Here is a 15332-nt window from a genome sequence, read left to right as displayed (position 1 = left end):
TGTGACCAAATCAGAAACCAATCGAAAGCACAGCCATGACTTCAGTTGCCGATAATCATACCGCAAGGGCGTTGGACGCATTCATGCAGCGCCTGACTGATCTGCACCAGCCCGATAGCTGGCCACTCACTCCATACGACCCCGACTGGCCCAGCCCCTGTTACCAGCAGGAAGCCGCCACTGGAGTACGGGTACTATGGCGCCCTGTGCTCAATACTGACGGAACAGACCTGTTTGAGGGACTGAGCAACGCGTTTGAACAACCGATACACCCCTCCGTTATCACTTTCTACAGCCGCTACTGGTCGGATCATATTCCGACCCAGCTGCCCGACGGGCGAGAAGTCAGCCTGCTCCAGATCTGGAACCGGGAGGATTTCGAGCGGCTGCGCGGCAACCTGATCGGCCATGCCCTGAGCAAACAGAAGCAGAAGCGCCCTCTCACCCTGTTTTTTGCCACACTGGAGCCGGATACCGATCGTTTTTTCAGCGTCGACAACACGGATGGCAGCATCTGGCTGGAACGAGCCGGCAAGGCACCGCTGGAGCGAATCTCCGACAGTCTGGCCGACTTCCTCGATCAGCTGACGCCTTTGAAACTGCCAGACGTGGAGAGCTGATCAGCCTATGCTGTGTGCCAGCAAGCGACTAATCTGGCACAGAGGACGACCTGACTGCTCTCGCAACTGATTGAAAGCCTCCTGCACCTGTTCCAAGTCACGTTGGGCGGTAGGCTTTTTGTCCACCACGCCCTGCGCCTTCAACGCCACGATTACATCATCGGTTAAAATGAACGTATCCTTGCCCAGCATGCGCAGAAAGTAAGCACCTGAATTGCCGCCCAGCTGTTTGCCGCGCTTTTTGAACAGTTGCCACAGGCCAATGATGTTGTCTTCCGGCCACTGAGCGATCATCCCAGCGACACTGCCATACTCACGCGCCAGGTCGGTCATCAGCACTGCATTGGCGCGGGTCGCCTTGATCTTGCCAAAATGACGAATCAGCTGAGGGTTGTGCATCAACTGCTCCAGCGCCTCGTCACTCATTTCCTCTACCGCTTCCGGGTTAAAGCCGAAAAAGGCCTGCTCGAATGCCGGCCATTTGGCATCAACCAGCGAGTGCTTAAGGCCGGCGCGAAAGATGCGCCGGGTCATTACGGAAAACACCCTGTCATCATTCAGCGCAGCCAGAGTCATTGAGTCCAAAGGCAACGGTCCAAGTATTTCATCAAGTCTTCGTTCCGGATGTAAATTAAGTGCCTGCTCACACAGTTCCGACCAGTTCTTCATGGACACCACCTCCTGTTCAAATCAGGTCTGAAAACAGATCAGTTTGTTGCTCAAGCGGGACCGGGGCGCCATTGTCACGACCAGTACCGAGCGCGTATGATTGGTCACTTTAAATTTGCTGTCCAGTCAGTGCCACGCTCGGCCAGATGCATACGCCCGCCCGTCGCGCCTGGAGCTCAGGAACGAGAAGATGTCCGTCATTCGCAAATCGAATAAGCTGATCAACGTCTGCTACGATATTCGCGGCCCCGTCCTGCAGGAGGCCAAGCGCCTCGAAGAGGAAGGTCACCGCATCCTCAAGCTTAATATCGGCAACCCGGCCCCCTGGGGGTTCGAAGCACCGGAAGAGATCGTGCAGGATGTAATCCTCAACCTGCCCGCCTCGCAGGGCTATTGCGACTCCAAGGGCCTGTTTTCAGCGCGCAAGGCGGTGATGCAGGAGTGTCAGCGCAAAAATATCCGCAATGTGGGCATTGATGACATCTACATCGGCAATGGCGTATCCGAGCTGATCGTCATGTCGATGCAGGGACTGTTGAACGATAACGACGAAATGCTGATTCCGGCTCCGGACTACCCGCTCTGGACAGCGGCGGTGAGCCTGGCCGGTGGCAACCCGGTACATTACATCTGTGACGAGCAGCAGGACTGGTACCCGGACATCGACGACATTCGCAGCAAGATCACCCCCTACACCCGTGGCATTGTCGTCATCAACCCGAACAATCCCACCGGAGCACTCTACCCGGAATCGCTGCTGCTGGAGATTCTGGAGCTGGCCCGCGAACACAAGCTGATCGTGTTTGCCGACGAGATCTACGACAAGATCCTCTACGATGGCGAGCAACACACCTCACTGGCTTCACTGGCTGATGACGTGTTGTGCATCACCTTCAACGGCCTCTCCAAAACCTATCGTGCGGCCGGCTTCCGGTCCGGCTGGATGATCATCAGCGGCCCGAAACACCGTGCCCGCGACCTGATCGAAGGCTTTGAGATGCTGTCCAACATGCGCCTGTGTGCCAACGTGCCTTCGCAGCATGCCATCCAGACGGCACTGGGCGGTTACCAGAGCATCAATGAACTGATCGTGCCTGGCGGGCGCCTCTACGAGCAACGCACCCTGGCCTGGGAGATGCTGAACGACATTCCAGGCGTATCCTGTGTCAAACCGAAAGGCGCCATGTACCTGTTCCCGAAACTGGACCCGGCACGCTACCCGATTCGCAACGACGAGAAGTTTGCACTTGATCTGCTGCAGCAGCAGAAGGTGCTGATCGTACAGGGCAGCGGCTTCAATTACCCTGACACCCAACACTTCAGGCTTGTATTCCTGCCCTCCAAGGACCTGCTCACCGACGCCATTGAACGCATCGGCAGCTTCCTGCGTACCTACGAGCAGTGATGCACCTCCGCTGGCAACCCGCTCGGGTTGTCAGCAAAATGTCACCTGAATGACATATACTCAAGACAGACCCACCCATGACAGAGAGTCATCATGTTTATCAAGATCAAGAAAAACTGCGGTATTCAGATGGAACACAACGGTCTTGAGAAAGGCCGCCTGGTTCCGGTTACCTCCAACTTTCTGCTCAACCTGAGTCAGGTTGCGGAAGCGTCCTTCTATACCATCAAGGATCGCAAGGTACGTCAGGATCTGGAAGGTCACAACATTGAGCTGCCATTGCAGACACGGGTCATCCATCTGCAAATGACCTACCTGTACGCGACCTACAAGGAAACCATCAACGGCAACAAGGGCCGCCTGGTGGAGCGACAGTACTACAAACTGTACTTCTCGCCCGAGAACGTGGATACCTATGAAGAGCTTCGCGGCGTGATCGACCGGCAGGTCGCCAACTCCTGAGCGCTAGGGGGACTCATACAACACCGTACGAATGGCGCTGATCAGATCCTCCACATCACGCATCGCCCGATGCCTGCGAAACTGGGTACGGGCGATGAACTGATACTGGATGCGTTGCTCGCCGCTGAGTACGGCATCAAGCCCTACTAGCCGAAACGAAGGCTGCATGCCAACGGCTTGATATAACCGACGCAACCAGAAACCATCATAATCAAACGCATCACTGATCACTTCCTCACCCTTAAGTGCCTTATTCAGGCGCCGACAGGCTTCGTCCGCGTCGATCCCGTCCTGCTGAAGCAACTCAGGCTCAATGCCGTGCAGCTCTTCGGCAAACTCATCCCAATAGGTCCAGCCGGGTACAGATTCCGGGTTGATCAGAAAGCTGTCATTGCGACCTGTTTCGGCACAGGCCCATGCAATCTCGATCGGATAGGAGTCCGAGGCAAGACCACTGGCTTCAAGGTCGATACAGATCACGCACTGCTCCCAACTGCTTAAGTTCCAAACGGGTGCACATGATACCAATTTATGTGGCGATTCGGAGGCAAAAGCGGAAGCAAAATTTTCTTGTCCAGCACAGTGCACTGATTGAAACTAACGCACAACACCCCCATCTAATGGGCAAACCCAACTTCAGGAACATTTAACCACCATGATGAGAATTGCACTCTTTCTGGCCACCAACCTGGCTGTCATTCTGGTTGCCAGCGTCACGCTGAACCTGCTCGGGGTTGAACACTACCTCAGTGGTACGGGCCTTAACCTGACTTCACTGCTGATCTTTTGTGCCGTGTTCGGCTTTGCCGGCTCCATCATCTCACTGCTGCTGTCGAAAATGATGGCCAAGATGTCGACCCGCACCCAGCTGATCGAACAGCCTCGCACCGAACAGGAACGCTGGCTGCTGGATACCGTTGCAGAGCTGTCACAGAAAGCGGGCATCAAAATGCCGGATGTCGGTATCTTCCCGGCACAGCAGGCCAACGCCTTTGCGACCGGCTGGAACAAAAATGATGCACTGGTTGCGGTGAGTGCAGGCCTAATGCAGCGCTTTCGCCCGGAAGAGATCCGCGCCGTGCTGGCTCACGAAATCGGTCATGTTGCGAATGGTGACATGGTGACACTGGCTCTGATTCAAGGCGTCGTGAATACCTTCGTCATGTTTTTTGCTCGTATTGCCGGTTATGCAGTGGACTCTTTCCTGCGCCGCGGCGAGCAGAGTGGCGGGGTTGGGATCGGCTTCTACATCACCACATTCGTGTTCGAAATCATATTCGGCATTATTGCTTCCACCATCGTGGCATGGTTCTCTCGCCGCCGCGAATACCGTGCCGATGAAGCCGGCGCACAGCTGGCCAGCCCCCATGCCATGATCGGTGCACTGCAGCGTCTGAAGGCCGAGTACGGCATGCCTGATCAGCTGGAGGGTCAGCTGACCGCCTTTGGCATCAGCAGCCACATGAAGCAGGGATTCATGGCCCTGTTCGCCAGCCACCCGCCACTGGATGATCGTATTGCTCACCTGAAGCAGATCGACCGCTAGGGACAAAACCGAAAAGGCGCCTCGACAGGCGCCTTTTCAGCTTCAGGGAAGGTTGTCCGTATGACTACTGATTTACCGGTTTCGCAACGGGATAAAGTACAGCATCGCGATAGCCTGTATGTACCTGAATCAGCCCTGCCAGCGCAGCATCCAGCTCAGGGTCACCACTGTCAACGATCAGCGGCCGCCCATCAAGTGCATTCAGCTTGGTTTTGGTCGCCACCACATAGAGACCGCCCCGACCAGCACGCCTGAGCAATTCAGGGCCAAGCTGCTGATTGCCACGGCCGATGATGTGCCCCTGCCCTCCTATCAGAGTGATGACGATCTGCACTGATTGATCTGCCGTTAAGCGCTCCAACTCGTGGGCAGTACAGTCAGACGCAATCAATTCGCCGTTGCGCACAAGGTCGACACCCAGCAGGGTATTCTCAATCCTAAGCGCATCCATGATGGCCGCCACGGTGGTACCGGAACCGATCAGATAGTTCACGTCCGCGTCCATCTGCTCGATAAAGCCGGCGGCAATATCATCAAGCACCAGCTGCTCATCTTCCTGACCACCGCCGTTTTTAACATGCTGCAGATAGCGGTGCTCGACCGGAACGTTCATTTCGCCAAAAAAGCGAGCCTGTACTCGCCCGGCACGAAAGGCATCTTCATCAAGATCACGCACCTCCTGCCCACCCAGGCTGACCAGCTCACCACGCACCAGCATGGCCAACAACTCTCCTGCGGCGGCAGGTGTAATCGCGTAGACACCGGAGTGAATCTTGACTCCCGCCGGAACACCCAGTACCGGAATCGTATCGTCCACCGCTTCGCAGACATTACGCGCAGTCCCATCACCTCCTGCAAACAGGATAAGATCAGCACCTGACCCTTTCAGGGCTCGCGCCGCAGCCAAGGTATCATCAGCGGTGCTGGGATCGGTCTGTGGCTTACCGATAACCCGGGTGACAAAGCCCAGCTCACGCGCCAGATCAGCCCCCATATCACCGTCCCAGGTCAGTATTTCAATCTCCATGCCCTGGACAGCCATCAGCGCGACACGCGTACGCTCAATGGCACGCGGGACCGCTCCCAGCTCAAGCGCACGTGCAGCAACATTATCACTCCCCTTAAGCGCCACACTGCCACCCAAACCGGCCAACGGGTTAATGATCAATCCCAGCCTGAAGCTCATCTTTCCATCTCCTCCAGGTAGCCGGTATCCAGTAACTGCTGCTGGTAAATAAAGCCCGCCAGAATCAGACGTGTCTCCTCCTCAAGGTCGATGAACTCAATACCATGACTGAAGGCATTGAGCAGTCCAGCAGCAGACTGATACTGGTTGCAGATACGCGCCGGCAGTAACAGCATATGATCCATACCGGCCACACTGACTCGTGCGGTAACATAGAGCGAGTCACCGGGCTGACCGAGAATACGGGCAGCATCAATACGCGCACCTGACAGACTTAGGTCACGGCAGCAGGCCGTAATGGCCGGGCTTGAGCCGGGCAGCGCAAACTCATCCGCTTCAATCCTGACAGTCAGATTCATTGCTACACGGGTGTGCTGGCGCACCTTTTTCAATTCGACCTGCTGCGGGTAGGCCAGATGCCAGTAGTGAAACGGTTGCGACTGGATTTGCAACAGGCGTGTTTCGAAGGTACACAGATAATTGCCACTCATCAGCCGAGCGGTAAAACGGGTTCCTGCATGTACCAGCCCCGAGCCGGACGGCTTCGGGCCCGTCACCAACAGGCTTTGATTTTCCTTCAGGCCAATCAGCTGCACCGTAAAACGCTGACGTGGTGAGCGCACTTCCAAGCGTACCTTTTCACCGATCACCGGATTCAGTTCAGCCAGCGTTTTCAGTGTTTTGCCTGGCAAGAAGGCGGACATATCGGTCATGCGTTACCTGTTGTCTGTTGCAGTTGTCCCAAGCGGTTATCGATAGTGAAGCCCAATGCGTCCAGCTGACGCTCAAGCACTCCACTGGCAGAAACGCGCAGGGTAGCGAATTCTCGGCGTTCAGGATACATGCGCCGCAGCTGATCGAATGCTTTCCCTTGCTGTTCAGGTGACAGGGACAACGTAGCGCGCAGGGCTCGATCATCCCGGAAGGGATCATACACCAGCCGCACCGGTGTCAGCAGGTCGGCATCCAGTGACAGCGCCAGGAATTCCACCTCGGCGGCGGGCAATATCTTCTCCAGCTTAATAGTCACAGGCCGACCAAGATACTCACACAGCGCACGATAGAGCATCCAGCTGCCCCGTATCTTTCCATCCAGCGCATAGCCGGCAATATGCGGCGTCGCTACGGCACAGAGTGCCGCCAGCTGCGGATCAACTTCAGGTTCATGCTCCCACACATCCAGTACAAGCGTCACGTCAGGACGCTGCCGCTTGAACGCCAGCAACGCTCGGTTATCGATCACCGACCCACGGCCGGTATTGAGCAGAATCGCATCCGGTTTCAGCAACGCCAGTGTTTCAGCGTTAAACAGATGCCAGCTTGGCCAGGGCCCTGACCTGACCAGTGGTGTATGCAGAGAGACGATATCAGCCTGTTGCAACAACGTGGCAAGATCAACAAAGCCCGCTTCCCCTTCCCGCTCAACCCTCGGCGGGTCACACAACAGCACTTCGATACCCATGGTTTCCAACCGCTGCTGCAGCCGGCCACCCACATTACCGACCCCTACAATGCCGACCACTTTGTCAAACAGATCGAATCCCCGTTCACCGGCCAGATGCAACAGACTGCTGAGCACATATTCCACCACCGAGTCGGCGTTGGAGCCCGGCGCACTGCTGAAGCCAATACCCTGCCGCTCAAGCCAGGGCAGATCAACATGATCCGTGCCAATGGTGGCCGTGCCCACAAAGCGCACCGGCGTATCGGCGAGGAGCGCTTCATTCACCTGCGTCACCGAACGCACCAACAGTATATCCGCAGCCACCAGGTCATCACGACACAGCTCCCGGCCGGGGCGGCGTACAAGACGACCCAGACCGCCAAACAGGGAATCGAGCGCAGGCATGTTCTCATCGGCCACAATTGTCAGTTCAGCTGTCTTCAAGTTCCTATCCTTATCAGGCCGGGGGCTTTACAAATGCCAGTGAATCAGGCTCAATCACGCGCCCCATTATAAGACTATCCCCCCTTCGGGTCATTGAACGGTAACGCTTCCTTGGTTGTGCGCTGGCAGAAAAATCATGATTTTCTTGTTGTCCGGATCTACCGTGATCTGGCTGGCGATTGGGTCGTGACCCAATGCGAGGGCAACCGGTTAACGCCGAAGTGCTATCACCAGACCCTGACCCCCTCCTATCAGGCAGCGCTGCAGTTACTGCGCCAGATCAGCCGCGAACAACGTCAACGAGGCTATCGCCGTACAGCCGCCCATGAAGAACAACTGGGCTTTGATTTCAGTTGAGTTTTTATCACTTCAGCCTTGGCACCCTCACGCCTGCGTTTTATAGTCTCTGACCGCACCAATATGACTGATTGATGGCAGCCAGATGCCTCAGCGCATGGAGAGAGTATGAGCAGATTCGAGTTTTCCCAGATGCCCGACGCCAACGGCTACTTCGGTGAATACGGTGGCCAGCTGATTCCGCCCGAGCTGAAGCAGGTGATGGATGAGATTGACCATGCCTATGAAGAGATCCGCCACCAGCCCGAATTTCAGCAGGAACTGGCCGATCTGTTCACCGACTATGTCGGACGTCCAAGCCCCGTATTCTATGCCCGCCGCCTGAGCGAGAAACTGGGTGGAGCACGCATCTTCCTCAAGCGCGAAGACCTCAACCACACCGGTGCTCACAAGATCAATCACTGCCTGGGGGAAGCCCTGCTGGCCAAATACATGGGCAAGACCAAGGTAATCGCCGAAACCGGTGCCGGCCAACACGGTGTTGCACTGGCAACCGCCTGTGCACTGGTAGGCATCCCCTGCGAAATTCACATGGGTCAGGTCGATATCGAAAAGGAACACCCCAACGTGGTCAAGATGAAAATTCTTGGCTGCACACTGATTCCTGTGACGCGCGGCACCGCCACCTTGAAAGACGCTGTCGACAGCGCCTTTGAAGAATATCTGAAAGACCCTGACAACTTCATTTATGCCATCGGTTCAGTGGTAGGCCCTCACCCCTTCCCGAAAATGGTGCGCGATTTCCAGAGCATCATCGGCAAGGAAGCGCGTGAACAGTTCCAGCAGCGTGAAGGCCGCTTGCCGGATTATGTCACGGCGTGCGTCGGCGGCGGTTCCAACGCTATCGGCATGTTCACGGCCTTCCTCGAAGACGATGCAGTCAACCTGGTCGGCGTTGAGCCCGCCGGATTTGGTCTGGATACCGACAAGCACTCCGCCACCATGACTCTGGGCAAGCCCAGTGAAATCCATGGTATGCGCTGCTATGTGCTGGAGCAGGAAGATGGCACACCGATGCCGGTACACTCCATCGCATCAGGCCTGGACTACCCGGGTGTTGGCCCGCAGCACAGCTATCTGAAGGACCTGGGTCGGGTACAGTATGAAACCGCCACCGATGACGAATGCCTGGATGCTTTCATGACCCTGTCCCGTGTGGAGGGGATCATTCCTGCACTGGAAAGCTCACATGCCGTTGCCTGGGCGATGCGCAAGGCCCCAGAGCTAAGCCCGGAACAGTGCATTCTGGTCAATCTGTCAGGCCGTGGCGATAAAGACGCGGACTACGTAGCACAGAAACTGGGGCTGTAACGCCCCTTCAGAAGTAATACACCCGCTCTTCAAGCATGATCGACCGATGCAGCGCCTGCTCTGACCGGTCGATCAGCTCGTCTGCGGTAAGACCATCATCGGGGCTGACCGCCACGCCGATATTGATGCACAGCCCCGGCAGATCCGCTTGCTGCATCTGTTCCAGGGACGCCGCCAGCTTGTTGATCACCCGCTCAATGGCTTCCGGGCAGTCGATCTGCTCCAGCACCACCAGCCAGGCACCTGAGTCCAGCCGCGCCAGCGTATCGCCCTTGCGGATCTGCTCCTGCAACACCTGCGACATCCGTTTCAGACTGCTGTTATAGCGCCCCTGTCCCTGCTCCGGCTGCTGTCCGCTGAGCTGAAGCGACAGAAACACAACATACTCCTGAGCCCGCTGGGCACGCTGCAGGGAATGCTCCAGGCGTGCCCGCACCTTCATGTCTGCTGCCGGCGGCAAGTTGTCCTCACTCAAAGGTGCCAGCGGATGTTGCAGGCGGTACAACGGTGTCATGTCACGCCCAGTAATCAGAACCGAATCGATCGCCTCGTCATCGCCGACTCCGGGGGTCACCTCGAATCGAATCAGACGTGGGCTGGAATCAGGCACCTCCAGCCAGCGCTCCAGATCCTTGCGCTCGTCCGTCACCATCAGTTCACGCAAGACAGGCAACGGGTAGGCCTTGCCCAGCAGCACTTCACGAGATTTGCCGGTGAGACGCGCAAACGCAAGATTACACCAGCTGCAGGTTCCATCCAGACTCAGGACCAGAATCAGCTCCGGCAACTGGTCCATAAGGGCATACAGGTGTTGCGGGTTTACAGCCTGTACTGTTTTTTGTTCTGTGCTGCTGGCACTCATTGGGGGGCTTTCCTGATCTGGTTGTTACAAAGTCTGTCGGGCCTGACACGATAACCAATCCTGCGCCATCTGACCAGATTGTCTCGACCTGTCAGGCCATCAGGTGCGACAATTTGTCACCTTCACGGCTTACCCCTGCTCACCTAAACTGGAGCTCGAATGAATACGCGCACCGATACTGCCATGGACTGGCTGAAGCCACTGCTGATGGCACTGTTGATGATCGGCCTGCTGGCCAGCTTCTGGCTGGGTGCACGCTTGATCCAAGAAAGCCTCAGCAGTGGGACGCATGCCCAAACAGTGGACTGTGACCTGCAACAGGGGCCGTGCCAGTTTGAACTGGACGGGGTATTGATGCAGCTTGAAGCAACACCGAGACCTCTGCGGTCATTACTGCCGTTCGAGCTGTTTCTGAAGGTACAGGGTGAACGGGATATTACCCAAGTTAATGCAGAGCTGCAGGGGGTAGATATGTATATGGGACAGAACCGTTTCAACCTCACAGCTGAACCCGGTAAAAGCAACCTATGGCGCGGACGCAGCGAACTCGCCATCTGCACCACCGGCGAGATGCGCTGGTACCTTCTGCTGATGCTTGAAACGGCCACCGGGCAGAAACAGGCCCGATTCGAGTTCAATGCCCGATGAATACACAGCTGAAAACACTCAAGATATTGCTGTTACTGACCGCCTTTCTACTGGCGGGGCTTACGCTCGCGTTCGTATTGCGGCCACAGCCAGTCGAGACACGCATTGCACAGGGCGATACCCGCCTTGGCGGCGATTTCACCCTGACTTCTGCCACGGGGCCGGTATCCCTGTCCGACTTCAGGGGGCAGGTTGCCGTTGTATATATCGGCTACGCCTCCTGCCCGGATGTCTGCCCCACTGCTCTAGCCGTGCTGACCCAGGCACTTCGCAACCTGGATGACACTCAGCGCGAACAGGTACAGGGCATTTTCATCAGTGTTGACCCGGAGCGAGACACCCCCGAGAAGCTGGCACAATACACCGCTTTCTTCTCACCACGCTTGATCGGTGTTACCGGCAACAAGAGTGAAATCGACAGGGTGGTGAAACAATATGGCGCTTTCTATCGACGCGTAGAGATGCGTGATTCTGCGTTGGGATATGCAGTGGATCACTCATCAAGGCTTTATCTGATCAATCGCGAAGGACAGCTGGTGGACACACTGCTGCACAACAGCACCCCGGATGAACTAACGCTGCACCTTAAACAACTTCTCGCCGAACAAGGATAACATCATGACTCGATTGTCGACTCTGCTGACCGCCCTTTGCCTGAGCAGCTCCATGGCCTTTGCCGCCGATATCAGCGTTGAACAACCTGTTGCCCGCGCCACACCACCGGGCCAGCCTAACAGCGCCGCATTCATGCAACTGGTCAACAAGGGCGAGACAACCGCGCTGGTCGCAGCCAAGTCATCCGTGGCAGACGTGGTTGAACTGCACACGCACACCAATGACGAAGGTGTAATGCGCATGCGCAAAATCGGGAAGATTGAACTGCCCGCCGGAGAAACTACTGTACTGCAACCCGGTGGACTGCATGTAATGCTGATCGGCTTGAAGCAACCGCTGCAGGCCGGCAGTCAGATCGACCTCAGCCTTGAATATGCAGATGGCAGCCAACAGCAGGTTGAAGTTCCTGTACAAATGGCGATGCCGGCCGGCATGCAGATGCAACAGCAAAAACACGGTAGCCACTGAGCCCGGAATGGACCGGAGCCGGCAGGCTTCGGTTCAGCACATCTTGCAGCCGCGCAAGCGTGCATCGAAATGGCTGTAAATTGCCAGGCAGGCTTCCTTCTCGCTTGCCACACCCAAAAATTGACTGTTGTAACCTTCCACATAGTGCATGCTGCGCAGTTCGGGATCCAGCTTGTCCGTCTCAACCCGATACGACTTGAAGCCTACCCGGTAAACACCGGCATAATCCGCATAAGTCAGCTTCCCGCCGTCCACCGTTACGGGCGGGCCTGACCGAGGCAGCTCCAGTGCAGGCACTTTCAGCGGATTGTCAGTGTGCAGAGCCAGAAAAAAGTCTGCCTGCCCAGCGGTATCAAATACACCCAGCACCCAGCTGGCGTCTTCATTCCAGGCATAAAGATACCAGAACACCTCAGCCCCACGACTCAGCGCCAGGCGCTGGTAGTAAAACTGGTCAGAGCGGGCACACTCAAGCGTCAGCAACCGCTCCTGATTTGGCAGTTCACATGACGCATCCGGCAGGCAACTGGCCCAGTCGGTTGCCTGAATCATCAGGTTACGCATATTCACACTCGTCATGTTCGAGGCAGAACTGTTCCGGCTGAAGGGGTTCAGTGCCATATTCTTGCTGCAGTCCTTCCACCAGCGTTCTGACCCGCGGCGGCAACCCCCGCTGCAGTATCATCTGCACCTCAGCCAGTACCGACTGCCTGAAGCCATCGCTGGCACCGATACCGGCACTGAGATTATCGGCACTGAAGTGAAACTTGCGTCCGGCGGACATATTGAAGATCCACTCATAGGCCTGTGGACGCACTTCAACACGCTCGAACTCGGCCTGTTCATCCGCAGTGCGACCATCCGGCTTGTACCAGTAACCGAAATCTTCCAGCAGACGACGCTCGGGACCCGCCACGCACCAGTGTGCAATTTCGTGCAGCGCACTGGCATAAAAGCCATGCGCAAAGATGATGCGATGATGCGGATGAACCTGATCGGCCGGCAGATAGATCGGCTCATCGTCACCCGCTACCAGTTCAGTGTTGTAGCTGAGAAGAAAAAGGCGGTTGAACAGCCGAATCAGCGGCTGGTAATCCGGTTCAGTCACTGATGTACTCCTGCCAGCGGGTATCGTTGAGCCACCAGGTACTGCCGGTGTTACGATCAATCCTGACCGCCACATACCCTTTGCGATCCTGGTCCGCTCGGTGCAGCAGCACTTTATAGTCCCCTTGCGATGGCGCTTGCTGCTCCTGCAGCGGACGCCATTCACCTCTGTCCGCAAGCCAGGTCGAACCGTTCAGTCGGTGGTAACGCAGCAGAATCCAGTCGCCGTTGCGTGTATAGGTCGTGCCGAGTGCATATTCACCGTCCGAGGAACCGGTATTGTCGAGCGAATTCAACACCTGCATCAGCTGCCCGATCGCCATATCCAGCTGTTCACTACCATTGGCAGCTGTTCCCGAGGCTTCAGATTCAACATCCACTTCACTTGTAGCTGCAGTACTGCTGCTGATCAGCTGCAAGCGATTGAGCACCATCTGGTTTTGCTCCTGCAGACGCTGATTATCGGAGCGCAGTTGCAGCATCTGCTCCTGAATGAGCGTCAGGCGACCACTGAGTTGATCAAACTGGGACTGGCTCGAAATCGTTGGTGCAGCAGGTGGCTGCTGTTCGGGACGTGAGCGATCTTCGCTGGCAGATTGACCGCCAGAGGCTTCTGCCCTTGCACCATCACGCACCTGCTGAGTTTGTGGGGCTTCGTCAGAGGCGCTTTCCGGCCGCGTCTGATTGGTGGCATTACACCCCAAAAGCAGGGCACTCAACAGCAAGGGAATTAATTTGATGATGCGCACATTAGCCTCGGGTCACCGTAAAATGTGTAGTTATCTTATCCGATCTAGCCGCCGGCATCAGCATTGCCCGAGTCCGTTTCATGGCCCAATTGCAAACGCTGCAGCTTGCGATACAGGGTACGCTCACTGACTCCCAGGCGCCGTGCCAGCTCCCGACGTTCACCGCTGAAGCGGGCACTGACTTGCTCCAGATAGCGGTTTTCAAGTTGATCCAGTGGCATCAGCGGCAACGCATCCAGATCCTGCTGCGGCAGCGGTTGTATCTCCAGGCATTCCTGTGGCAAGTGCTCCGGCTGAATAACACCATCATCGGCCAGCAGAATCCCGCGCTCAAGAATGTTGCGCAGCTCACGGATATTCCCCGGAAAGGCGTAGTGCTGCAGCAGGTCGAGCGTTTGCGCAGCCAGCGTCACCCCCACTCCGCCCGGCAGACGTTGCAGCAGCGACGCCGTCAGCAATGGCAGATCTTCTATACGCTCATGCAACGCCGGCAAGGGTACCGGAAACGCTGAAATCCGATAGTAAAGATCCTGACGGAACAGCCCTTCTCTCACCTGCTGACGCAAATCACGGTGAGTCGCACAGACCAGCCGGAAATCGGCATGTTGTGGCTCAACACTGCCCACGGGCCGAAAGCTGCCGGTTTCGATCAAACGCAACAGTTTGACTTGCAGACTGAGCGGAATTTCGCCAATCTCATCCAGAAACAACGTGCCACCTCGGGCCGCTTCCACCAGCCCCTTCTTGCGACTGACGGCACCGGTAAACGCCCCCCGCTCATGACCGAACAACTCACTTTCAAACAACCCTTCACTCAGGCCGGAGCACTCCACTGTTACGAATGGCGCACGCGCACGCGGGCTGCTCTCATGCAAGGCACGCGCAACCAACTCCTTTCCGGTACCGGACTCGCCCAGCAACAGCACAGTGATTTCACTGGGCGCCGCGCGATGGATCAATGACAACATGCGAGTAAAGGCAGGCGCACGCCCAACCAGCCCTTCCTGATCACTGACCTGCGCCCGCGCTTCGCGTACCTGGTGCATCACTTCCAGAAACCCGGTCAGGCGCCCGCGCGCATCGGTCAGCGGCATCATTTCCACATCCACATGCTCGTCACCATAGGGCGTGTTGTGCAGATGCAATACACGTTGACGCTGACCACTCTGACGGCATTCCTTCAACGGGCAGGATTCCCCCGCCTGGTCACAGGGCACCGAATAACCGTGTGACACCTCATAGCAGGTGCGGCCAATCACCTCCCGCTCACCCGCATAAAGGGCACGGTAAGACTGATTGGTTGCCATTACTCGGTATTCAGTCGACAGCAATGCTGCCGGTTCGGGTATTGCTTCCAGCATTGTCGCAGGATCAAACGGCCCGGTTTGTTGCATCGACTACCTCCATATTTCACCTAAAGCCCTACCGCCACAGATGTC

General features: G+C 56.6%; 19 protein-coding genes. 9 read left to right on the top strand and 10 right to left on the bottom strand.

All coding sequences use genetic code 11. The annotated features are described in order from the left end of the window. Nucleotides 1–35: 35 nt before the first annotated feature. A complete protein-coding gene (syd, locus tag ABIE61_RS00180) occupies nucleotides 36–620 on the top strand; it encodes a SecY-interacting protein (RefSeq protein WP_354405861.1) in 585 nt (194 codons plus the stop codon). Here the strand turns inward: syd and ABIE61_RS00175 are convergent, their stop codons facing one another. Further along, entirely contained in the window at nucleotides 621–1289 is a 669-nt protein-coding gene (locus ABIE61_RS00175) for a DNA-3-methyladenine glycosylase I (RefSeq protein WP_091826536.1), read from the bottom strand. Between the two features lie 190 nt (nucleotides 1290–1479). On the opposite strand from ABIE61_RS00175, the gene ABIE61_RS00170 reads away from it, so the two are divergent. Together ABIE61_RS00170 and ABIE61_RS00165 are read left to right on the top strand one after the other, a co-directional pair. Further along, nucleotides 1480–2694, top strand: a complete 1215-nt coding sequence (locus tag ABIE61_RS00170) for a pyridoxal phosphate-dependent aminotransferase (protein WP_091826538.1) — start codon at nucleotides 1480–1482, stop codon at nucleotides 2692–2694. Between the two features lie 93 nt (nucleotides 2695–2787). Beyond that, nucleotides 2788–3156: a hypothetical protein gene (locus ABIE61_RS00165; RefSeq protein WP_354405859.1), complete on the top strand. Its 369-nt coding sequence runs from the start codon at nucleotides 2788–2790 to the stop codon at nucleotides 3154–3156. 3 nt (nucleotides 3157–3159) lie between these two features. On the opposite strand, the gene ABIE61_RS00160 is transcribed toward ABIE61_RS00165, so the two are convergent. Beyond that, nucleotides 3160–3636 (bottom strand): 3'-5' exonuclease family protein, encoded by a 477-nt coding sequence (locus tag ABIE61_RS00160; RefSeq protein ID WP_354405857.1) that lies wholly within the window; start codon nucleotides 3634–3636, stop codon nucleotides 3160–3162. A gap of 175 nt (nucleotides 3637–3811) precedes the next feature. On the opposite strand from ABIE61_RS00160, the gene htpX reads away from it, so the two are divergent. After that, on the top strand, nucleotides 3812–4702 hold the full coding sequence (htpX, locus tag ABIE61_RS00155; RefSeq protein WP_354405855.1) for a protease HtpX: 891 nt from the start codon (nucleotides 3812–3814) through the stop codon (nucleotides 4700–4702). Between the two features lie 64 nt (nucleotides 4703–4766). On the opposite strand, the gene ABIE61_RS00150 is transcribed toward htpX, so the two are convergent. Genes ABIE61_RS00150 through pdxB form a run of 3 tightly spaced genes read right to left on the bottom strand, consistent with a single transcriptional unit; the run spans nucleotide 4767 to nucleotide 7776 of the window. Next, complete coding sequence (locus ABIE61_RS00150; RefSeq protein WP_354405854.1) at nucleotides 4767–5888, bottom strand: ATP-NAD kinase family protein; 1122 nt, start codon at nucleotides 5886–5888, stop codon at nucleotides 4767–4769. Beyond that, entirely contained in the window at nucleotides 5885–6601 is a 717-nt protein-coding gene (locus tag ABIE61_RS00145; protein WP_354405853.1) for a flagellar brake protein, read from the bottom strand. The genes ABIE61_RS00150 and ABIE61_RS00145 overlap by 4 nt, the downstream gene beginning before the upstream one ends. After that, complete coding sequence (gene pdxB, locus ABIE61_RS00140) at nucleotides 6598–7776, bottom strand: 4-phosphoerythronate dehydrogenase PdxB (RefSeq protein ID WP_354405851.1); 1179 nt, start codon at nucleotides 7774–7776, stop codon at nucleotides 6598–6600. The genes ABIE61_RS00145 and pdxB overlap by 4 nt, the downstream gene beginning before the upstream one ends. Before the next feature lie 186 nt (nucleotides 7777–7962). Here pdxB and ABIE61_RS00135 point away from each other — a divergent pair, with 186 nt between their 5' ends. Further along, nucleotides 7963–8133 (top strand): hypothetical protein, encoded by a 171-nt coding sequence (locus tag ABIE61_RS00135; protein WP_254775013.1) that lies wholly within the window; start codon nucleotides 7963–7965, stop codon nucleotides 8131–8133. A 108-nt stretch (nucleotides 8134–8241) separates the two neighbouring features. Then, on the top strand, nucleotides 8242–9444 hold the full coding sequence (gene trpB, locus ABIE61_RS00130; protein ID WP_354405849.1) for a tryptophan synthase subunit beta: 1203 nt from the start codon (nucleotides 8242–8244) through the stop codon (nucleotides 9442–9444). 7 nt (nucleotides 9445–9451) lie between these two features. On the opposite strand, the gene ABIE61_RS00125 is transcribed toward trpB, so the two are convergent. After that, entirely contained in the window at nucleotides 9452–10306 is an 855-nt protein-coding gene (locus tag ABIE61_RS00125) for a diguanylate cyclase domain-containing protein (RefSeq protein WP_354405848.1), read from the bottom strand. Nucleotides 10307–10465: 159 nt separating this feature from the next. On the opposite strand from ABIE61_RS00125, the gene ABIE61_RS00120 reads away from it, so the two are divergent. Genes ABIE61_RS00120 through ABIE61_RS00110 form a run of 3 tightly spaced genes read left to right on the top strand, consistent with a single transcriptional unit; the run spans nucleotide 10466 to nucleotide 12037 of the window. Further along, the gene (locus ABIE61_RS00120; protein ID WP_354405846.1) at nucleotides 10466–10954 is read left to right on the top strand and encodes a hypothetical protein; all 489 of its coding nucleotides are present in this window, start codon (nucleotides 10466–10468) and stop codon (nucleotides 10952–10954) included. Beyond that, nucleotides 10951–11568, top strand: a complete 618-nt coding sequence (locus tag ABIE61_RS00115; protein ID WP_091826553.1) for an SCO family protein — start codon at nucleotides 10951–10953, stop codon at nucleotides 11566–11568. Before ABIE61_RS00120 ends, ABIE61_RS00115 begins: the two co-directional genes overlap by 4 nt. Before the next feature lie 4 nt (nucleotides 11569–11572). After that, on the top strand, nucleotides 11573–12037 hold the full coding sequence (locus tag ABIE61_RS00110) for a copper chaperone PCu(A)C (RefSeq protein ID WP_354405844.1): 465 nt from the start codon (nucleotides 11573–11575) through the stop codon (nucleotides 12035–12037). Between the two features lie 33 nt (nucleotides 12038–12070). Here ABIE61_RS00110 and ABIE61_RS00105 read toward each other — a convergent pair whose 3' ends face one another. Genes ABIE61_RS00105 through ABIE61_RS00090 form a run of 4 tightly spaced genes read right to left on the bottom strand, consistent with a single transcriptional unit; the run spans nucleotide 12071 to nucleotide 15287 of the window. Next, on the bottom strand, nucleotides 12071–12601 hold the full coding sequence (locus tag ABIE61_RS00105; RefSeq protein WP_354405842.1) for a hypothetical protein: 531 nt from the start codon (nucleotides 12599–12601) through the stop codon (nucleotides 12071–12073). Beyond that, nucleotides 12594–13145: an elongation factor P hydroxylase gene (locus ABIE61_RS00100; RefSeq protein WP_254775014.1), complete on the bottom strand. Its 552-nt coding sequence runs from the start codon at nucleotides 13143–13145 to the stop codon at nucleotides 12594–12596. Before ABIE61_RS00100 ends, ABIE61_RS00105 begins: the two co-directional genes overlap by 8 nt. Then, nucleotides 13138–13893 carry a hypothetical protein gene (locus ABIE61_RS00095; RefSeq protein ID WP_354405840.1) on the bottom strand — a complete coding sequence of 252 codons (756 nt, stop codon included), beginning with the start codon at nucleotides 13891–13893 and terminating at the stop codon, nucleotides 13138–13140. Before ABIE61_RS00095 ends, ABIE61_RS00100 begins: the two co-directional genes overlap by 8 nt. A 44-nt stretch (nucleotides 13894–13937) precedes the next feature. Then, a complete protein-coding gene (locus ABIE61_RS00090) occupies nucleotides 13938–15287 on the bottom strand; it encodes a sigma-54 interaction domain-containing protein (protein ID WP_254775015.1) in 1350 nt (449 codons plus the stop codon). Nucleotides 15288–15332: the final 45 nt, after the last annotated feature.

It is taken from the genome of Marinobacterium sp. MBR-111 (assembly GCF_040547585.1).
GTDB classification, from domain to species: Bacteria; Pseudomonadota; Gammaproteobacteria; order Pseudomonadales; family Balneatricaceae; genus Marinobacterium; species Marinobacterium iners.
The sequence above is the reverse complement of the archived record's forward strand: the minus strand, read 5'-3'. Positions and strand labels throughout refer to the sequence as shown.